This is a genomic window from Paracidovorax anthurii (assembly GCF_003269065.1).
GTDB classification, from domain to species: Bacteria; Pseudomonadota; Gammaproteobacteria; order Burkholderiales; family Burkholderiaceae_C; genus Paracidovorax; species Paracidovorax anthurii.
The window spans coordinates 106,552-120,627 of record NZ_QLTA01000001.1 but is presented as its reverse complement, the minus strand read 5'-3'; the positions used below and the strand labels follow the sequence as shown (position 1 = coordinate 120,627).

The following is a 14,076-nucleotide window of genomic DNA, read 5'->3' as shown; positions in this document are numbered from 1 at the left end:
GCTTCGCAGGGTCGCTCGCCATTCCGCAAAAGGCGCGCCATGCTGGAGGCCCCCTCCAGGAGTTTCTTACCCATGACCCATATCTCGGGATCGGGCTCGCGCCGACCCCTCCCCGCCTCGACGACCACCCTCCCGGAGACCGGCACCACGGCCACCGCCGCGCCCGATTCCAGCAGGGCGATGGTGCGCTCGCTTTCGCAGCGCGTGGCCGGTTCCCTGCGCACGCTGGTGCCGAATGCCGCCACGGCGCGTGGGTTGACCCGCAGCTTTTCCGCATGCATCCGTCCCGATTTCGCGAAGCGCCGCGAGCAGAACAAGGAGTTGGAAAAACTGAATGAACTGCGCCAGCATGGCGTCAGGGATCTCGGCGGCCTGCTGGCCGGGGTGGATGTGAAGAGGCTTCCACCGCTTCCTGAATCGTCCCTGAACCAGGAGGATTCGATCAGGGAGCACAGGAGCATCAAGCAAAAGGCGAAGGACAAGGAGAAGGAAAAGGCCGAGCAATCGCGGCGGATTTCCGCCCGGTTCCAGAATTTGCTGCAGGCCGAGTCGAGCCGGCTGAGCTACCGCGGCGATACGTCCCTGCGGCTCGACCCGGCCGTGCAGGCCCCCGGGGAGGGATCGCTGCCGGGTCCGTCCGTTACCTCGGCCCCGGGGCAGATCCAGGAAGAATCGCCCGCCCGGGAGTCGGGCGCCTCGGTCATCGAGATCGATGGCGTCAGCCCCGGCCGCCCGTGGGAGAACGTTTGACGGGACTGCGCCCGGGCGGGGCCGGGGCCCCCTGCGCCGCTTCCCGGGCGCCCAGGTGGGTGGCCACCACCTCCGCGAGCCAGTCCATCACGTAGCGCACGCGCCGCGGCAGGTTGCGGCGGTTGGCGTACAGCAGCGTGAGCGGCATGGCCGGCGCGGCCAGCCCGGGCAGCACTTCCACCAGTTCGCCGCGCGCGAGCAGGTCCACCACGCCCAGGCGCGGCACCTGGATGATGCCCAGCCCCGCCAGGCAACCGGCGATGTAGGCCTCGGCGTTGTTCACGGTGACGGCGCCCTGCATCGGCGTGAGCACCAGGGCCCCGTCCACCCGCGCCTCGAACCCGGTGGAGCGCGCGCCCAGCGTGTTGACGAAGTGCACCAGCCGGTGGCCGGCCAGGTCGGCGAGCGACTCCGGCATGCCGTACCGGCGCAGGTAGGCCGGGCTCACGCAGTTGGCCAGCCGCGCCTCGCCCAGCGGGCGCGCGACGAGGCTGCTGTCCACCACCGCACCTGTGCGCAGCACGCAGTCGAAGCCCTCGCGCACCACGTCCACACGCCGCTCGGTGCTGCTCAGTTCCAGTTCCAGCGCCGGGTGGCGCGCCAGCAATTGGGGCAGGTGCGGCACCACCACGTTGCGCGCCATGCCGGTGGACATGTCGATGCGCACGCGCCCGCGCAGGCTGGCGCCGTCGGCGTGCTGGAACATGGACTGCAGCTCGTCCACGTCCGCCAGCAGGTCCTTGCAGCGCTCGTAATAGGCCTGCCCATCCTGCGTGAGCTGCACGCGCCGGGTGGTGCGGTGCAGCAGCCGCGTGCCCAGTTCCGTCTCCAGGGACTGCACGGCCGTCGAGACGCTCGCCTTGGGCAGCGCCAGCGCCTGCGCGGCCTGGGTGAAGCTGGCCAGCTCGGCCACGCGCGCGAACACCTGCATGCGTTGGAAGGGGTCCATTGTTCTTTTCGGTTGAACAAAGAGATCGATTCTTGCCTATTTATCGGCGTCCGGTGGATCAATAGACTGGCGCCATTCCGTTCCCCCCTCTCGAAAGGCCCATTCCATGACTGTCACAGCCCCTTCCGCCACCGTCCCCTCGGCCCCCTCCATCGCCCTCGTGACCGGCGGCAGCCGCGGCCTCGGCCGCGATGCGGCGCTGCAGATCGCGGGCCAGGGCATGGACGTGATCCTCACCTACCGCAGCCGCGCGGACGAAGCCCAGGCGGTGGTGGCCGCCATCGAGGGCCTGGGCCGGCGCGCCGTGGCCCTGCCGCTGGACGTGGGCCGCAGCGGCGGTTTCGCGGCCTTCGCGGATGCGGTGCGCGCCGCGCTCGCGGGGCACTGGCAGCGCGAGCGCTTCGACTTCCTCGTCAACAACGCGGGCATGGGCGTGCACGCCCCGTTCGCGGAGACCACCGAGGCGCAGTTCGACGAACTCGTGAACGTGCACTTCAAGGGCGTGTTCTTCCTCACCCAGGCGCTGCTGCCGCTCATGAACGACGGCGGGCGCATCGTGAACGTGTCCTCGGGCCTGGCCCGCTTCGCGCTGCCGGGCTATGCGGCCTATGCGGCGATGAAGGGCGCGGTGGAGGTGCTGACCCGCTACCTGGCCAAGGAGCTGGGGCCGCGCGGCATCGCGGTGAACGTGGTCGCGCCCGGCGCCATCGAAACCGACTTCGGCGGCGGCGCGGTGCGCGACAACGCGCAGCTCAACGCCTTCATCGCGTCCCAGACGGCGCTCGGGCGCGTGGGCCGGCCGGACGACATCGGCGGCGTGGTCGCCTCGCTGCTGCTGCCCGCCAGCCGCTGGATCAACGCGCAGCGCATCGAGGCGTCGGGCGGCATGTTCCTGTGATGCGCGGGGGCTTGGGAGCACCGATCCGAATGGAATCGGCCCCATGTCGCTGATTTTTCTCAATAGCTTGCTATTGATTTGGTAGCGAATGGTTCGGCCGCCCGCATGCGGGCCCGCCGACCGTCAGAACGCTTTCCAGTCGTCGCCGCCGCCGCCACGTCGGCCCGTACGGCCTTCTCGGCCAGGCGGTCGAGCTGTTGCTCGATGCGCGCTCCGGCGCGGAGATTTCGCATGGGGGGGGCGCTGGAGAAGGGGACGCGGGCGGGGCGTGCCCGGAGCGCGCGAATGAATCCGGCGTGACCGTGCAGGTCGCGTCCGGTTAGAGCGTGTTTACGATCTTTTCATGGTGCCCGTTGCCCCGCTTTGGGCTCGGCTGCAAGGCGCAAAGCGCAGCCGGGCTGGTGGCCCGGCGAGCATTTGCAACGCCGCAGACGGGCCCAAAGCGGGGCAACCCTCCGGGCAAGGCAGCAAACAGCCGCACTCGTCGTTGCGACGCCTTGCCCAGGCCGCCAGCATGGCCTGCGGCGCGCGCCTAGATTGCGGCTGTTTGCTGCCTTGCGGGCACCATGAAAAGATCGTAAACACGCTCTTAGAAGCTCAGGCGCCCGGCGCGCGCAGCACGCGGCGGTATTGCACGGCTTCGGCCACGTGGGCGGGGCCCACGCGGTCTTCGCCCGCCATATCGGCGATCGTGCGCGCCACCTTGAGCGCGCGGTGGGTGCTGCGCGCCGACCAGCCCAGGCGCGCCGAGGCGGCCTGCAGGAAGCGCGCGGCCGCGTCGTCGAGGCCCAGGTGCGTGTCGATCTCGCGGCCCTGCAGCGCCTGGTTGGGCTTGCCCTGGCGCGCCAGGGCGCGTTCGCGGGCCGCCGCCACGCGGTCGCGCACGGCGGCCGAGGGCTCTCCGGGCGCGGTGGCCAGCAGTTCGTCCGCCGGCAGGGCGGGCACTTCCACGTGCAGGTCGATGCGGTCGAGCAGCGGCCCGCTCAGCTTGGCCTGGTAGCGGCCGACCTGGTCGGGCGTGCAGCGGCAGGCGCGCTGGTGCGAGCCCAGGTAGCCGCAGGGGCAGGGGTTCATCGCCGCCACGAGCTGGAAGCGCGCGGGGAAGTCCGCGCGGCGCGCGGCCCGGGCGATGGTGATGCGGCCGGTCTCCAGCGGCTCGCGCAGGGCCTCCAGCGCGCTGCGCGCGTACTCGGGGAATTCGTCGAGGAACAGCACGCCGTGGTGCGCCAGCGAGATCTCGCCCGGCCGGGGCGGCGTGCCGCCGCCCACCAGCGCCACGGCGCTGCAGGTGTGGTGCGGCGCGGCCGTCGGCCGCACCGCCCAGCCCGCCGGCGTGAAGCGCCCGGCCAGGCTGGCCACGGCCGCGCTCTCCAGCGCCTCGTCCACCGACATCGCGGGCAGCAGCCCCGCGAAGCGGTGCGCCAGCATGGACTTGCCCGAGCCCGGCGGGCCCACCATCAGCAGCCCGTGGCCGCCGGCGGCAGCGATCTCCAGCGCGCGCTTGGCGGCCGCCTGGCCCTTCACGTCCGCGAGGTCGTCGGCGGGCGCGGCCGCGGCCGGCGGCGCGGCGTGTACGCGACACCAGCCGTCGCCGTCCGGGGCCGCTTCACCGGGGCCCGGGGCATCGCCCTCCGGGGCTTGCGGCGGCAGGAAGCGGGCCACCACGTCCAGCAGGTGCCGGGCGCGGTAGACCTCGGTGCCGGGCACCAGCGCGGCCTCTTCGGCGCTGCCCGGCGGCAGCACCATGCGCGCGGTCTCGCCGGCCGCGCGCAGCGCGAGGCTGGTGGCGAGCGCGCCGCGCACGGGCCGCAGCCCGCCCGAGAGCGACAGCTCGCCCGCGAATTCATGGCCCGCCAGGCGCGCCGCGTCGATCTGGCCGCTGGCCGCGAGGATGCCCAGCGCGATGGGCAGGTCGAACCGGCCGGAATCCTTGGGCAGGTCGGCGGGCGCGAGGTTGACGGTGATCTTCTTGTTGTGGGGAAAGTCGAGCCCCGCGTTCAGCAGCGCCGAGCGCACGCGCTCGCGCGCCTCCTTCACCTCCACCTCCGCCAGGCCCACCAGCGTGAAGCTGGGCAGGCCGTTGGCCAGATGCACCTCCACCGTGACGGCGGGGGCCTGCAGCCCCAGGAGCGCGCGGCTCTGCACCAATGCAAGACTCATGAAATACCCTCCCTCCGCGGGTGTGCGCTACCGTTGCGGCGCGCACTTTCGATTCCAGTGCCGCCACGCGTCATTGCGTGGCACGGCCCAGGAACCCATTGTGATGGCTGGAAATGAAAGCCTCCAGGCGCCGCTCCGCGCCATCGTTTCCGGCAGGAGCCTCCGATCGCACGGGTTGACCATGGCGGCCCGGCTTGCCGATCGCGCGGGCACCAACGTGCATGGACCTGCGGTGCCTTGACGCTGTCCCCAGGACAGGTCCTGCGGCGCGCAGGGCCCGCCCCGTCACGCGGGTTTTGTTCATTTGCCTGCGATGTTCGTGTCGCGCGAACATCCATGGCAAATGAACCAAGGCGGCATGAACAGCCCGGCGGACAGGCGAATCGGTTGGCTGTGCGCGGGTGGTGGACGGATGGCGGGTGGAACCCTGTCGCGGCCGCCCCACCCGGGGGAGATCCGGCGGGCCGTTGGCCAGACATGCCTCTACCGCGGCGGCCGGCGCCTGCAGCCCCAGGAGCGCGCGGCTCTGCACCAATGCAAGACCCATGACCCGATACCTCCCCAACTGGGTGCGCCCCCGATGCCCGTGCCGTGCGGGTCGGATGAATTGCACCAATGAGGTGCATCATGCTGCAAATCGGTCAGCGTTGTAACGATTGGCGGATGGGGACCGTACTCCGCGCACCCATTCGGAGCGTGCTTCGGGCGCATGGCACGGTCCATGCTTTGCGCTAGGGCAAACACACCCGCCATCGTTGGTTTCTTCCGGAGGAAAACCCATGAACCGTGCCTTGAAGTCCCTGAGCATCGCCATCCTGGCCGCCACGCCCCTCTGGGCCGGCGCCCAACTCACCGGCAACGTGAGCCTGACCACCAACTACAAGTTCCGCGGCCAGGACCAGGACGCCAGCAAGGTGAAGGCCGTCAAGCCCGCCATCCAGGGCGGCCTCGACTACAGCTTCGGCGACAGCGGCTTCTACCTGGGCAACTGGAACTCCAGCGTGGACTGGCTGCGCGGCAACTCCATCGAGATGGACTTCTACGGCGGCTACAAATTCAAGGCCGGCGGCATGGATCTGGACGTGGGCGCGCTGACCTACGTCTATCCCGGCAACACCACCGGCAACACCACCGAGCTGTACGGCGCCGCCACCTACGGCCCGCTGACGGCCAAGTACTCGCACACCATCTCCAAGGACTATTTCGGCTGGGCGGGCGCCAAGACCTCGGGCAACCGCGGCCGCAACACCGGCTACCTGAACCTCGCGTACGCGCAGGAGGTGGCGCCCAACACCACGCTCAAGGCGTCGGTGGGCTTCACGCGCTTCGCCAGCGACATCAAGGACCTGGGCGTGCCCAACTACGTGGACTACAGCGTGGGCGGCGCCTATGACTTCGGCTCCGGCCTCTCGCTCTCGGCGGCGGTGACGGGCGCCAACAAGAAGGACTTCTTCGGCCCGGTCAACAAGAACCGACTGATTGTCACGCTCACGAAAACCCTCTGAAATCACAATGCACAACGGGCGCCGACGGTGCCCACTACGGAGATCCGAACATGAAAATGGTGACAGCCATCATCAAACCCTTCAAGCTCGACGAGGTGCGCGAAGCCCTCTCGGACATCGGCGTGCAGGGCATCACGGTGACCGAGGTCAAGGGCTTCGGCCGCCAGAAGGGCCACACCGAGCTCTATCGGGGCGCGGAGTACGTGGTGGACTTCCTTCCGAAGGTGAAGATCGAGGCCGCCGTGGCCGATGACCTCGTGGAGCGCGTCATCGAGGCCATCGAGGGCGCCGCCCGCACCGGCAAGATCGGCGACGGCAAGATCTTCGTCTGCCACCTGGAGCAGGTCGTTCGCATCCGCACCGGCGAAACCGGCAAGGAAGCCCTCTGACGCGCGCCGTTTCGCGCAGCCCGATGGATCAACGCATTCCAAGAGAAACACCATGAAAAAACTGCTTGCTTCCTTCCTGCTGGGGATGGGTCTGCTGGCCGGCGGCGCCGCGCTGGCGCAGGCCCCGGCCGCCTCCGAACCCGCCGCCGCCGTCGCTTCGGCGCCCGAGGCCGCGCCCGCCGCAGCTCCGGCCCCGGCCGCTCCCGCCGTGGCCGCACCGGCCGCCGCCGCTGCCTCCGAGCCCGCCGCCGCCGCGCCGGCTCCGAAGCTCGATTCCGGCGACACCGCGTGGATGCTGACCTCCACGCTGCTCGTGATCCTGATGACCATCCCGGGCCTGGCGCTCTTCTACGGCGGCCTCGCCCGCTCCAAGAACATGCTGTCGGTGCTGGTGCAGGTGTTCGTGATCTTCTCGCTGATCTCGGTGCTGTGGGCCATCTATGGCTACAGCCTGGCCTTCGGCGGCGAGGGCACGTTCTTCGGCGGCTTCGACAAGATCTTCCTCAAGGGCATCGCGCCGGACACGCTGTCCGCGCTGCTGCCGACGATCCCCGAATACGTGTTCGTGTCGTTCCAGGCCACGTTCGCGGCCATCACCGTGGCGCTGATCGTGGGCTCGTTCGCCGAGCGCATCAAGTTCTCGGCCGTGCTGATCTTCTCGGTGCTGTGGTTCACCTTCAGCTACATCCCGATGGCCCACATGGTCTGGGGCGGCGGCCTGCTGGGCAAGGATGGCGCGCTCGACTTCGCGGGCGGCACCGTGGTGCACATCAACGCCGGTATCGCCGGCCTCGTGGGCGCCTACATGGTGGGCAAGCGCATCGGCTTCGGCAAGGAAGCCCTCACGCCCCACAGCCTGACGCTGACCATGGTGGGCGCCTCGCTGCTGTGGGTGGGCTGGTTCGGCTTCAACGCCGGCTCGGCCGGTGCCGCCAACGGCGCCGCGGGCCTGGCCTTCGTGAACACCGTGCTCGCCACGGGTGCCGCCACGCTGAGCTGGCTGGCCGGTGAATCGCTGCACAAGGGCAAGGCCTCCATGCTGGGCGCCGCCTCCGGTGCCGTGGCCGGCCTCGTGGCCGTCACGCCGGCCGCCGGCTTCGTGGGCCCGATGGGCGCCATCGTGCTGGGCCTGATCGCCGGCGTGGTCTGCCTCTGGGGCGTGGGTGGCCTCAAGAAGATGCTGGGCGCGGACGACGCGTTCGACGTGTTCGGCGTGCACGGCGTGGGCGGCATCATCGGCGCCATCCTGACCGGCGTGTTCGCCTCGCAGGGCCTGGGCGGCACGGGCGGCCTGACGCCCGACACGTTCTCCATGGGCGCCCAGGTGTGGATCCAGATCAAGAGCGTGGGCGTCACCCTGGTGTGGTCCGGCGTGGTGGCCTTCATCGCCTACAAGATCGCCGACCTGCTCGTGGGCCTGCGCGTGAGCGAGGAAGCCGAGCGCGAGGGACTGGACATCACCTCGCACGGCGAGACGGCCTACAACCGCTGAAAGCGGAACGGATCGGACCGGGCGGCGGCTGGTGGCTCCGCCCGGATCGATGACGACGATCGAGTGACTCCTCTGGACATTCGGCCCGCCCGCAAGGCGGGCTTTTTTTTGCCCCTGTCGCGGCGTGGCCGAATAATCGGCGCTGGCTCCTCAGGCAGGCGCGGCGGTCGCGCCTCGGGGCCGCACGGGGAGAGACCACCGCATGCATCTCGACATGGACTGGCACGCGGGCAGCCTGGAGCCCGACCAGCTCGGCGAATCGCCCTTCTGGCACCCGCTGGAGACGCGCCTCTACTGGGTGGACATCGCCGGCCGCGCGCTCGCGCGCTGGGAGCCTGACACCGGCCGCGTCGAATACTGGGCCATGCCCGGCGAGCCCGGCTGCATCGCCCCCGCGCGCACCGCCGGCGCGGCCAGCGGCCTGGTGATCGCCTTGCGGGACGGCATCTACCGCGCGCGCGAGTGGGGCGGCACGCTGGTGCCCGTCGCCACGCTGCCCTACGACCCCGCCACGCAGCGCGCCAACGACGGCAAGTGCGATGCGCTGGGCCGCTTCTGGGTGGGCACGCTGCACGAGCCGGCCCCCGGCCAGCCGCGCGAGGCGGTGGGCGCGCTCTACTGCATCGACGGCCGGGGCAGCGCGAGCACGCCCGTGGTGCGCCGCATGCTGGACGGCGTGATGACGGCCAACGGCCTCGCGTGGTCGCCGGACGGCCTGCGGCTCTACTGGGCCGATACGCCCGCCCACACCGTGCGCGCCTGGGACTGCGACGCCCACGGCGAGCCCCGGGGCGAGCCGCGGGTGTTCCATTCCTTCGCCCCGAAGCCGCCGCACTGGCAGTCCGGCCAGTCCGGCTACCTGGGCCGGCCCGACGGCGCCGTGGTGGACGCCGAGGGCCACTACTGGTGCGCCATGTACGAGGGCGCGCGGCTGCTGCGGCTGGCGCCCTCGGGCGAGATCGCGGCCGAGGTGCCCGTGCCCGCGCAGTGCCCCACCATGCCCTGCCTGGGCGGCGCGGGCGGCCGCGAGCTGTTCGCCACCTCGGCGCGCAAGGGGCGCTCCGCCGCGGAGATCGCGCGCCTGCCCTGGACGGGCCTGCTGCTGCGCGCCGGCCGGCCGGCCCCGGCCCCCGGGCTGCCCGTGGCGTGGTATGAGGAATCCGCGCTGCCGGCGGGGCTGGACTGACGCGGCTTCGCCGCCCTGCTGCGGCGCGTTCCCCCTTCGATGGCAAGCCCGCAGGCAGGGCATCGGCGGCCGTCCCCGGGCCGCTCACGCGCCCCGTTCAAAAAATTCACGGCCCGGCGCGCCGGGCCGCGCGGGGCCTGCCGCTACGATCCTCCACCATGGACTCCGCTCTTCGCCAGATCATCGAGCGCGTGCGCGACAGCGCCAGCGAACGCCGGCCCCTGCGCATCCGGGGGGGCGGCACCAAGGATTTCCACGGCGGCGCGCCGCTCGCGGGCGAGGTGCTCGACACGCGCGCGCTGGCGGGCGTGGTGGACTACGAGCCCAGCGAGCTGGTGGTCACCATGCGCGCCGGCACCCCGCTCGCGGAGCTGGAGGCGCTGCTCGCGCGGCAGGGCCAGTGCCTGCCGTTCGAGCCGCCGCACTTCGGCGAGGGCGCCACCGTGGGCGGCATGGTCGCCGCCGGGCTCTCGGGGCCGGCGCGGGCCAGTGCCGGCGCGGTGCGCGATTTCGTGCTGGGCGTGGAGATCGTCAACGGCCGCGCCGAGTGCCTGCGCTTCGGCGGCCAGGTGATGAAGAACGTGGCGGGCTACGACGTCTCGCGCCTCATGGTGGGGGCCTGGGGCACGCTCGGGCTGGTCACCGAGGCGAGCCTCAAGGTGCTGCCCGTGCCGCCCGCCGAGGCCACGCTGCGCTTCGAGTTGCCGCAGGCCGAGGCGCTGCGCCGCCTGCAGGCCTGGGGCGGGCAGCCGCTGCCGCTCAATGCCAGCCGCTGGGAGGCATCTGCCGCGGCCGCCGCGCCCGGGGCGGCGGGCGGCACGCTGCACCTGCGCCTGCGCGGCGCCGCCGCGGCGGTGGAGGCCGCCTGCCGCACGCTGGGCGGCGAGCGGCAGGCGCCCGAGGAGGCCCGCGCGCAGTGGGCCGCCTGCCGCGATCAGGCCCTGCCGTGGTTCGCCGGCCGGCCCGCCGGCCACGCGCTCTGGCGGCTGTCGGTGCCGCCCGCAGCGCCCGCGCTGGCGCTGCCCGCCGGCACGCCCGCGCCGCTCGTCGAATGGCACGGCGGGCTGCGCTGGGTGCAGGCCCCGGCCGCGCTCGGCCCGGCCCTGCGCGAGGCGGCCCGCGCCGCGGGTGGAAGTGCTACGCTTTTCATAGCGAAAGATGCAGAAGATACGGCGACATGGAGCGCAAAAGACCCTCAATCCGCCCCGCAGGCCGCCCTGGACCGGCTCCACGCCCGGCTGCGCGAGGCCTTCGATCCGGCCGGCATCTTCAACCCCGGCCGGCTGCCGTTGAACTAGGAGGTCCGAGGACATGCGCCTGCTGTGGCATCTCACGGGGCGGCACCGCACGCCGGCCACCAACCGGCTGCTGGGCCTGCTGCTGGCCTTCAACGCGGGCGCGGTGAACGCGGGGGGCTTTCTGGTGGTGCACTCGTACACCTCGCACATGACGGGCTTCCTCTCCACCGTGGCCGACAACCTCGTGCTGGGCAACATGGCGCTGGTGCTGGGCGCGGTGGGCACGCTCTGGGCCTTCATGTCGGGCGCGGGCAGCACGGCCATCCTGGTCAACTGGGCGCGCCAGCAGCGGCTGCGCAGCGGCTTCGCGCTGCCGCTGCTGCTGGAGGCGGTGCTGCTGCTGCTCTTCGGGCTCATGGGCGCGATCACGCTGGGCTGGCCCACGCCGTTCTCGGTGCCGCTCACCGTGCTGCTGCTGGCCTTCCTCATGGGGCTGCAGAACGCCGTGGTCACCAAGATGTCGTCGGCCCAGATCCGCACCACGCACATGACCGGCGTGGCGACCGACCTGGGCATCGAGATGGGCAAGATGCTCTACTGGAACCGGCGCGGCACGCCGCCCGAGGCGCACGTGCATGCCAATCGCCAGCGGCTCGTGCTGTTCGCGAGCCTGCTGGGCATGTTCACGGCCGGCGGCATCGTGGGCGCGGCGGGCTTCAAGCACGTGGGCTTCATCTGGGTGGTGCCGCTCGCGGCGATCCTGCTGGGGCTCTCGCTGCCGCCGCTGGCGGCGGATTTCGAGCGGCTCGCGGCGCTGTGGCGCGCGCGGCGCCGGCGCCCCGGCTGAGGCCCGCGGGCCTCCCCACGCAACCCACGAGACACCGCCATGCAAACCCAGCTCGCCCCCGAATTCCAAGGCACCCCCGAGGGCCGCGAGGCCGAGGCCATCCTGCGCAAATGCGTGCACTGCGGCTTTTGCACCGCCACCTGCCCCACCTACCAGCTGCTGGGCGACGAGCTGGACGGCCCGCGCGGCCGCATCTACCTCATCAAGCAGGTGCTCGAAGGCGAGACACCCACGCGCAAGACGCAGCTGCACCTGGACCGCTGCCTCACCTGCCGCAACTGCGAGACCACCTGCCCGAGCGGCGTGCAGTACGGCCGCCTCGTGGACATCGGCCGGCACATCGTCGAGAAGAAAGTGCGCCGCCCGCTGCCCGAGCGCGCGCGGCGCTGGGCGCTGAAGGAGGGCGTGCCTTCGCCGCTGTTCGCGCCCGCGCTCAAGGCCGGGCAGGCCGTGCGCGGCCTGCTGCCCGCCGCGCTGCGCGCCAAGGTGCCGCGCCCGCAGGAGGCCGGCGCCTGGCCGGTGCGCACGCACGCGCGCAAGGTGCTGATGCTCGCGGGCTGCGTGCAGCCGGCCATGCTGCCCAACGTGAACCGCGCCACGGCGCGCGTGCTCGACGCGGCCGGCATCCAGACCGTGATCGCGGCGGGCGAGGGCTGCTGCGGCGCGGTGAAGTTCCACCTCAACGACCAGGAGGGCGGCCGCGCGCAGATGCGCGCCAACATCGACGCCTGGTGGCCGCACGTGGAGGAGGGCGGCGTGGAGGCCATCGTGGTCAACGCCTCGGGCTGCGGCGTCACGGTGAAGGACTATGGCCACCTGCTGCAGGACGACCCCGCCTACGCCGGGCGCGCCGCGCGCGTGAGCGCCCTGGCGCGCGACCTCTCCGAGCTGCTGCCCGACATGCTGCCGGCGCTGGCCGAGCGCCTCGCGGGCCGCGTCGATCCGCCCAAGGCGCTGCTGGCCTACCACCCGCCCTGCACCCTGCAGCACGGGCAGAAACTGCGCGGCGGCGTCGAGGCGCACCTGGCGCGCCTGGGCTTTCGCCTGCGCGTGGCGCGCACCGAATCGCACCTGTGCTGCGGCTCGGCCGGCACCTACTCGCTGCTGCAGCCGGAGATCGCGGGGCAACTGCGCGACCGCAAGCTCGGCGCGCTCGGCGAGGCCTGCGCGGAGGAGGCGCCCGCCGCCATCCTCTCGGCCAACATCGGCTGCATCACCCACCTGCAGGGCGGCACGGCCACGCCCGTACGCCACTGGATCGAGGTGCTCGACGAGGCGCTGCGGCCCGGCGCGGGCTGACGCGGCGCACCCGGGCGGGCCGTGCCCTGGCTGGGTTTTCCCTTAAGGGTTTCTATTATGTTTCGGATAACTTTTGTTTATTAAATGGCATATTGCCATTCAAATAATTGATGATAGATTGCCCGGGCCCGCTGGATGCGGGTTTTTTTATGAGGGTATCTATAAAAATGAGTTTGGTTGTCGAGAATCAAGAACAACAGTCTTTCTCCTCTTCCGTCCAGGAAATCGACACGCTCCGGTTGTCTCCCCAGCAGGCCACCCTGCTGGACCGCCTCGCGGCGGACATCGCCGCGATCGGCGGCATTCAGTCGCCCCAGGCGCGCACCATGGCCGCGCACGCGGCCACCGAACTGCGCTCCACCTTCAGTGCCGGGCAGCAGCGGATCGCGGACCACTATGCCCACGGCGGCATGTCGGCGCTGATCTTCGAGGGCCTGGCCGCCGTGGACGACCGGCCCCTGCCGCCGTCCCTGCCCGCTCCGGAAATGCTGGAGGGCGACCCCGCCATCCTGCGGCTGGGCGCGCGCAGCCAGATCCTGCTGAAGGCGGTCGAGCACCGTGCCTTCGCCTACGACATCGACAACGCCGGCAAGCTCGTGCGCCTGGTCGGCAACTTCAAGGGCGGCGGCCAGGAGAAGCTGGCCCACGAAACCGGCACGGTGGAGCTGAGCTCGCACTCGGGCCTCTCGCTGGGCCCGCACACCGAGGCGCCGTACTGGTGCGCGGTGGAAGACCGCGACGGCCATTCCCCGGCGCCCTCGGCGCTGATCCTCACGGCCCTGTGGAATCCCGGCCAGGAGCCGACCTCGGTCATCCCCCTGCCCGAGATCCTGGAGCGCATCGGCGCGACGAACACCCTGTGCCTCACGTCGCCCAGCTTCAACTTCAGCCGCAGCGATTCGTTCAACGCCGGCCAGGGCGAGGACGGCCGCGGCGTGTCGATCCTCGACTTCGATGCGCGCGTGGGATTCGCGGCCCGCTTCAATTCCTACCGCTTCACGGTGGACGAGGCGGCCTCCCCCCTGGTCAAGCAGGCCTTCGCGGCCTTCTTCCAGGCGGTGGCCGATGCCCGTCCGTTCCAGTACGCGCTGTCGCAGGAATCGACGATCGTCATCAACAACACCCGGGCGCTGCACTGCCGCGACGTCGTGAAGGACAACCGGCGCCTGCTGGCGCGGGTCTTCGGCTACTCGAATGTGGCCCGGGCCGTCACGCTGAATGAATCGCCGCTGATCGTCCAGGGCTGATACGGTTCCGCCATCAAAAGGATCACCGCGTTGCTTCGCTTTTCCGTGCTGTCGCACTGTCTGCGGCTTCGCGCCTTGTGCGCTCTTTGATGGCAACCCCGTAACCCGGAGCGGAT

13 protein-coding genes and 1 pseudogene are annotated in these 14,076 nt (G+C 71.2%); 10 read left to right on the top strand and 4 right to left on the bottom strand.

Translation table 11 applies throughout. The features are described 5' to 3' along the window. Positions 1-72 precede the first annotated feature (72 nt). Positions 73-750, top strand: a complete 678-nt coding sequence (locus tag AX018_RS00585) for a hypothetical protein (protein ID WP_146749177.1) — start codon at positions 73-75, stop codon at positions 748-750. Here AX018_RS00585 and AX018_RS00580 read toward each other — a convergent pair. Continuing rightward, the gene (locus AX018_RS00580) at positions 719-1,699 is read right to left on the bottom strand and encodes a LysR family transcriptional regulator (RefSeq protein ID WP_111875316.1); all 981 of its coding nucleotides are present in this window, start codon (positions 1,697-1,699) and stop codon (positions 719-721) included. The two genes, AX018_RS00585 and AX018_RS00580, sit on opposite strands and share 32 nt — an antisense overlap. 106 nt (positions 1,700-1,805) lie before the next feature. On the opposite strand from AX018_RS00580, the gene AX018_RS00575 reads away from it, so the two are divergent. After that, positions 1,806-2,597 (top strand): SDR family NAD(P)-dependent oxidoreductase, encoded by a 792-nt coding sequence (locus AX018_RS00575; RefSeq protein ID WP_111875315.1) that lies wholly within the window; start codon positions 1,806-1,808, stop codon positions 2,595-2,597. A gap of 59 nt (positions 2,598-2,656) precedes the next feature. On the opposite strand, the gene AX018_RS25105 is transcribed toward AX018_RS00575, so the two are convergent. The 3 genes and pseudogenes from AX018_RS25105 to AX018_RS26070 form a co-directional block, all read right to left on the bottom strand. Continuing rightward, positions 2,657-2,830 (bottom strand): hypothetical protein, encoded by a 174-nt coding sequence (locus AX018_RS25105; RefSeq protein ID WP_170146148.1) that lies wholly within the window; start codon positions 2,828-2,830, stop codon positions 2,657-2,659. A 364-nt stretch (positions 2,831-3,194) separates the two neighbouring features. Further along, positions 3,195-4,757 (bottom strand): YifB family Mg chelatase-like AAA ATPase, encoded by a 1,563-nt coding sequence (locus AX018_RS00570; protein ID WP_111875314.1) that lies wholly within the window; start codon positions 4,755-4,757, stop codon positions 3,195-3,197. Positions 4,758-5,196: 439 nt separating this feature from the next. Continuing rightward, positions 5,197-5,304 (bottom strand): annotated as a pseudogene (locus tag AX018_RS26070) (ATP-binding protein); the annotation flags it as partial. 232 nt (positions 5,305-5,536) lie between these two features. Here AX018_RS26070 and AX018_RS00560 point away from each other — a divergent pair. From AX018_RS00560 to AX018_RS00525, 8 genes are all read left to right on the top strand, one after another. Beyond that, on the top strand, positions 5,537-6,262 hold the full coding sequence (locus tag AX018_RS00560) for a TorF family putative porin (RefSeq protein WP_111875312.1): 726 nt from the start codon (positions 5,537-5,539) through the stop codon (positions 6,260-6,262). A 50-nt stretch (positions 6,263-6,312) separates the two neighbouring features. Next, entirely contained in the window at positions 6,313-6,651 is a 339-nt protein-coding gene (gene glnK, locus AX018_RS00555) for a P-II family nitrogen regulator (RefSeq protein ID WP_111875311.1), read from the top strand. A 52-nt stretch (positions 6,652-6,703) separates the two neighbouring features. Then, positions 6,704-8,143: an ammonium transporter gene (gene amt, locus AX018_RS00550; protein WP_111875310.1), complete on the top strand. Its 1,440-nt coding sequence runs from the start codon at positions 6,704-6,706 to the stop codon at positions 8,141-8,143. Between the two features lie 202 nt (positions 8,144-8,345). Beyond that, on the top strand, positions 8,346-9,329 hold the full coding sequence (locus AX018_RS00545; protein ID WP_245951374.1) for an SMP-30/gluconolactonase/LRE family protein: 984 nt from the start codon (positions 8,346-8,348) through the stop codon (positions 9,327-9,329). A 158-nt stretch (positions 9,330-9,487) separates the two neighbouring features. After that, complete coding sequence (gene glcE, locus AX018_RS00540) at positions 9,488-10,627, top strand: glycolate oxidase subunit GlcE (protein WP_111875308.1); 1,140 nt, start codon at positions 9,488-9,490, stop codon at positions 10,625-10,627. Between the two features lie 13 nt (positions 10,628-10,640). Further along, on the top strand, positions 10,641-11,414 hold the full coding sequence (locus tag AX018_RS00535) for a YoaK family protein (RefSeq protein ID WP_111875307.1): 774 nt from the start codon (positions 10,641-10,643) through the stop codon (positions 11,412-11,414). Positions 11,415-11,453: 39 nt separating this feature from the next. Continuing rightward, positions 11,454-12,713 carry a glycolate oxidase subunit GlcF gene (gene glcF / locus AX018_RS00530; protein ID WP_111875306.1) on the top strand — a complete coding sequence of 420 codons (1,260 nt, stop codon included), beginning with the start codon at positions 11,454-11,456 and terminating at the stop codon, positions 12,711-12,713. Between the two features lie 167 nt (positions 12,714-12,880). After that, positions 12,881-13,960 carry a hypothetical protein gene (locus AX018_RS00525; RefSeq protein ID WP_111875305.1) on the top strand — a complete coding sequence of 360 codons (1,080 nt, stop codon included), beginning with the start codon at positions 12,881-12,883 and terminating at the stop codon, positions 13,958-13,960. Positions 13,961-14,076 lie beyond the last annotated feature (116 nt).